Origin of the sequence: Cellulomonas sp., assembly GCF_036279715.1 — a bacterium.
GTDB lineage: Bacteria > Actinomycetota > Actinomycetes > Actinomycetales > Cellulomonadaceae > Cellulomonas_A.
In genome coordinates this window covers 1-3,984 of the sequence record NZ_DASUIR010000079.1, presented here as the reverse complement: position 1 = coordinate 3,984, position 3,984 = coordinate 1, and the positions used below count along the sequence as shown (strand labels likewise).

Here is a 3,984-nt window from a genome sequence, read left to right as displayed (position 1 = left end):
ATACACGCGGCGCAGCAGGTCGGCCGCCTCGCGGACGTCGTCGGTCGTGATGGCGAAGACCGCCTCGTCGACGTCCGCCCTGTGCCCGGCGAGCTCCGTGAGCTGCGCCTCGTACGCGTCGCCCTTCGCGAGAGCGTTCGCGAAGATCGTCGGGTTCGTCGTCACACCCACGACCCGCCGGGTCGTGACCAGCTCGGCGAGGTTGCCCGTGCGGAGCCGCTCGCGCGACAAGTCGTCGAGCCAGATGGCGACGCCGGCCTCCGTGAGGCGGTCGAGCGGTCCACCGAGGGGGTTCGTTCCGGTCTCAGTCATGGCGGTGCCCTTTCGAGAACGTGATACCTCGGGTCAGACGAGCTGGTCGCCCGTCCCGCCCTGGGTCGGCGTGCCCGCGTCGGATGCCGGCGCGTGGGTGCCGTGAGCTGCCTCGATCGACTCGCGGGCCGCGGCCACGACGGCCTGCGCCGTGATGCCGAACTCGCGGTACAGCGTGTCGGAGTCGGCCGACGCCCCGTAGTGCTCGAGCGAGATGGATCGGCCGGCGTCGCCGACGATCTTGTGCCACGAGAGCGCGATGCCTGCCTCGACCGACACCCGGGCCCGGACGCCGGCCGGGAGCACGTGCTCGCGGTACGAGGCGTCCTGCTCGGCGAACCACTCGAGGCACGGCGCGGAGACGACGCGGGTCGCGATCCCGGCAGCCTCGAGGGTCGTGCGTGCCTCGACGGCGAGCTGGACCTCCGAGCCGGTGCCGATGAGGATCACGTCGGGCGTCCCGGTGCTGGCCTCGAGCAGGACGTAGGCGCCGCGCGCGACGCCGTCGGCCGAGGCGAACCCCTCCTCGCCGCGCGGGAACGTGGGCACGTTCTGGCGCGTGAGGATGAGGCCGACCGGACCGTCGGTGCGCTCGAGGACGGCCCGCCAGGCCGCGGCAGTCTCGTTGGCGTCGGCGGGTCGCACGATCGCGAGCCCCGGGATCGCGCGCACCGCGGTCAGGTGCTCGACGGGCTGGTGCGTCGGACCGTCCTCGCCGAGCCCGATCGAGTCGTGCGTCCAGACGTAGATGGACGGCACGCCCATGAGCGCCGCCAGACGGACCGCGCCACGCATGTAGTCGCTGAACGTGAAGAACGTCCCGCCGTAGGCCCGGGTGAGCCCGTGCAGCGTGATCCCGGAGAGGATGGCGCCCATCGCGTGCTCACGGATGCCGAAGTGCAGCGTGCGGCCGTACTGGTCGCCGGCGAACTCGTGCGTGGACCGACCGGCCGGGATGAAGGACGGCTCGCCCTTCATGGTCGTGTTGTTCGAGCCCGCGAGGTCGGCCGAGCCGCCCCACAGCTCGGGCAGGACGCCCGCGAGCGCGGACAGCACGTCGCCCGACGCGGCGCGGGTCGCGACGGACTTGCCGGCCGGGAAGACCGGCAGGGCGTCGGCCCAGTCGGTCGGGAGCTTGCCGGCCACGAGGCGGTCCAGCAGCGTGGCGCGATCCGGGTTGGCGTCGCGCCAGGCGTCATAGCCGACCCGCCACGCGGCCTGCGCGGCGGCGCCACGGTCGAGAGCCTTGCGGGTGTGGGCGATGACCTCGGGTGCGACCGCGAAGGACGCGTCGGGGTCGAACCCGAGGACCTCCTTGAGGCCCCGGACCTCGTCGGTCCCGAGCTTCGAGCCGTGCGACCCGTGGGTGTTCTGCTTGGTGGGCGACGGCCACGCGATGATCGTGCGCAGACCGATGAACGACGGGCGGTCGGTGACGGCCTTGGCCGCCTCGATCGCGGCGTGGAGCGCGTCGACGTCCTCGACGTAGCCGTCGGGCCCCGCGGTCCAGTCGACCATCTGCACGTGCCAGCCGTACGCCGCATACCGGGCCAGGACGTCCTCGTTGAACGCGATCTGGGTGTCGCCCTCGATCGAGATGTGGTTGTCGTCCCAGACCACGATGAGGTTGCCGAGCTCCTGCGTCCCCGCGATGGAGGACGCCTCGCTCGTGACGCCCTCCTCGAGGTCGCCGTCGGACGCGATGACGTAGACGAAGTGGTCGAACGGGCTCGTGCCCGGTGCGGCGTCGGGGTCGAGAAGACCGCGCTCGCGGCGGGCGGCCATCGCGAAGCCGACCGCGCTCGACAGGCCCTGGCCGAGCGGGCCGGTGGTCATCTCGACGCCGGCGGTGTGCTTGTACTCGGGGTGTCCCGGGGTCTTCGAGCCCCACGTCCGCAGCGCGGCCAGGTCCTCGAGCTCGAGCCCGAAGCCGGCCAGGTACAGCTGGATGTACTGCGTGAGGCTCGAGTGCCCGGCGGAGAGGATGAAGCGGTCGCGGCCGAGCCAGTGCGGGTCGGCCGGGTCGTGCCGGAGCACGTTCTGGTAGAGCAGGTACGCGGCGGGCGCGAGGCTGATCGCCGTCCCGGGGTGTCCGTTGCCGACCTTCTCGACGGCGTCGGCCGCGAGGACGCGGACGGTGTCGACCGCCCGGTGGTCGAGCTCGGTCCATCCGACGGACGTGGCCAGGGGAGCCTTGGCGTTCACCGCACCTCATTCCCGTCCCTGGCGCGCGGCTCAAGGACGTCGTCGCTGTCCGACGCCCTCGGACGGGAGTCGGTGGCTGTCACCGCCCGCGGCGCATGGAGCGCCCGGTAGCACTACGTGCATGGCCGTTCCCGGACAGGGTCCAGCGCGGGGGTGTCGTGCTCGCCCGAGCCTATATCCGCGTCGGCCTCCCGTGCCGACCAGGGACGGGCCTTACCATGGCAGGGCTCACTCCTCCTTAGGACCGAGGGCCCTGTCTCCGCAGTCACCTGGAGCAGAGGGGCCTCCTGGACACGATCGGACGTCGGCAGAGCGTGCGCACCACCAGCCCTTCCCCCCTGGACGACGCAGGCGCGTCCGCTCGGCCGGCCGACCGGTGGACCTCCGGCGCGGTCCCTGCGCCGTCGGCAGCCGACCGGGCCCGAGCGATCGTGCACGTCCTCGGTGCCTACGTGGCGCTCACGAAGCCCCGGATCATCGAGCTGCTGCTGGTCACGACGATCCCGACGATGATCCTCGCGGATCGCGCGTTCCCCTCGATCGGGCTCGTCCTGGCGACGCTGGTCGGTGGGACGGCGGCCGCCGGGTCGGCCAACACGCTCAACTGCTACCTCGACCGCGACATCGACCAGATCATGAACCGCACCAAGCGCCGTCCGCTCGTGACGGGCGAGATCAGCCCGCGGGCCGCGCTGGTCTTCGGCACGGTCCTGGGGGTGCTGGCGCTCGGCTGGTTCGCGCTCGTCGTCAACGTCGCCTCCGCGCTGCTCACAGGGGGCGCGATCCTCATGTACGTCATCGGCTACACGATGATCCTCAAGCGCCGGACGCCCCAGAACATCGTGTGGGGCGGCGCAGCGGGGTGCATGCCCGTCCTCATCGGCTGGTCGGCCGTGACGGGCAGCGTGTCGTGGACCCCCGTGCTGCTGTTCGGCGTCATCTTCTTCTGGACGCCGCCGCACTACTGGCCGTTGTCGATGAAGTTCCGCAAGGACTACGCGGCCGCCGGAGTCCCGATGCTGCCCGTGGTCGCCGCCGACACGCTCGTGGCGCGCGAGATGATCGCGTACGCGGTCGCCATGGTCGGGTGCTCGCTCCTGCTCGTGCCCGTCGCGCACATGACCTGGGTCTATGCGCTGGTCGCGCTCGTGCTCGGTGCGTGGTTCGTGTGGTCGTGCATCAGCCTGTACCGGCGCGCCGCCGACCCTTCGCACGGCAAGCTGAACGCGATGAAGGTCTTCCACGCGTCCATCACCTACCTCACGCTGATCTTCGTCGCGGTCGCCGTCGACGTGTTCCTTCCCTTCTGAGCGCAGGCGGAGCCGTGGCGCAGGTCCTGCTGCAGAGCGCGGTCGAGGACTACCTGGCGCACCTGACCGTCGAGCGCGGGCTCGCGGTCAACACGCTCGCGGCCTACCGGCGTGACCTCGCCCGCTACGTCGCGCACCTCGATGCGGCAGGGCGGAC

At 71.6% G+C, this 3,984-nt stretch carries 4 protein-coding genes; 2 read left to right on the top strand and 2 right to left on the bottom strand.

The window, feature by feature from the left end:
• The coding region (locus VFW79_RS08240; RefSeq protein ID WP_329676829.1) for a transaldolase family protein at window positions 1-312 on the bottom strand (312 nt) is incomplete at its 3' end.
• A 33-nt stretch (window positions 313-345) separates the two neighbouring features.
• On the bottom strand, window positions 346-2,517 hold the full coding sequence (tkt, locus tag VFW79_RS08235) for a transketolase (RefSeq protein ID WP_329676828.1): 2,172 nt from the start codon (window positions 2,515-2,517) through the stop codon (window positions 346-348).
• Window positions 2,518-2,831: 314 nt separating this feature from the next.
• Here tkt and VFW79_RS08230 point away from each other — a divergent pair, with 314 nt between their 5' ends.
• Together VFW79_RS08230 and VFW79_RS08225 are read left to right on the top strand one after the other, a co-directional pair.
• On the top strand, window positions 2,832-3,827 hold the full coding sequence (locus VFW79_RS08230) for a heme o synthase (protein WP_329676827.1): 996 nt from the start codon (window positions 2,832-2,834) through the stop codon (window positions 3,825-3,827).
• 14 nt (window positions 3,828-3,841) lie between these two features.
• Window positions 3,842-3,984 (top strand): site-specific integrase (locus VFW79_RS08225; RefSeq protein ID WP_329676830.1); only part of this gene is annotated, 143 nt, incomplete at its 3' end.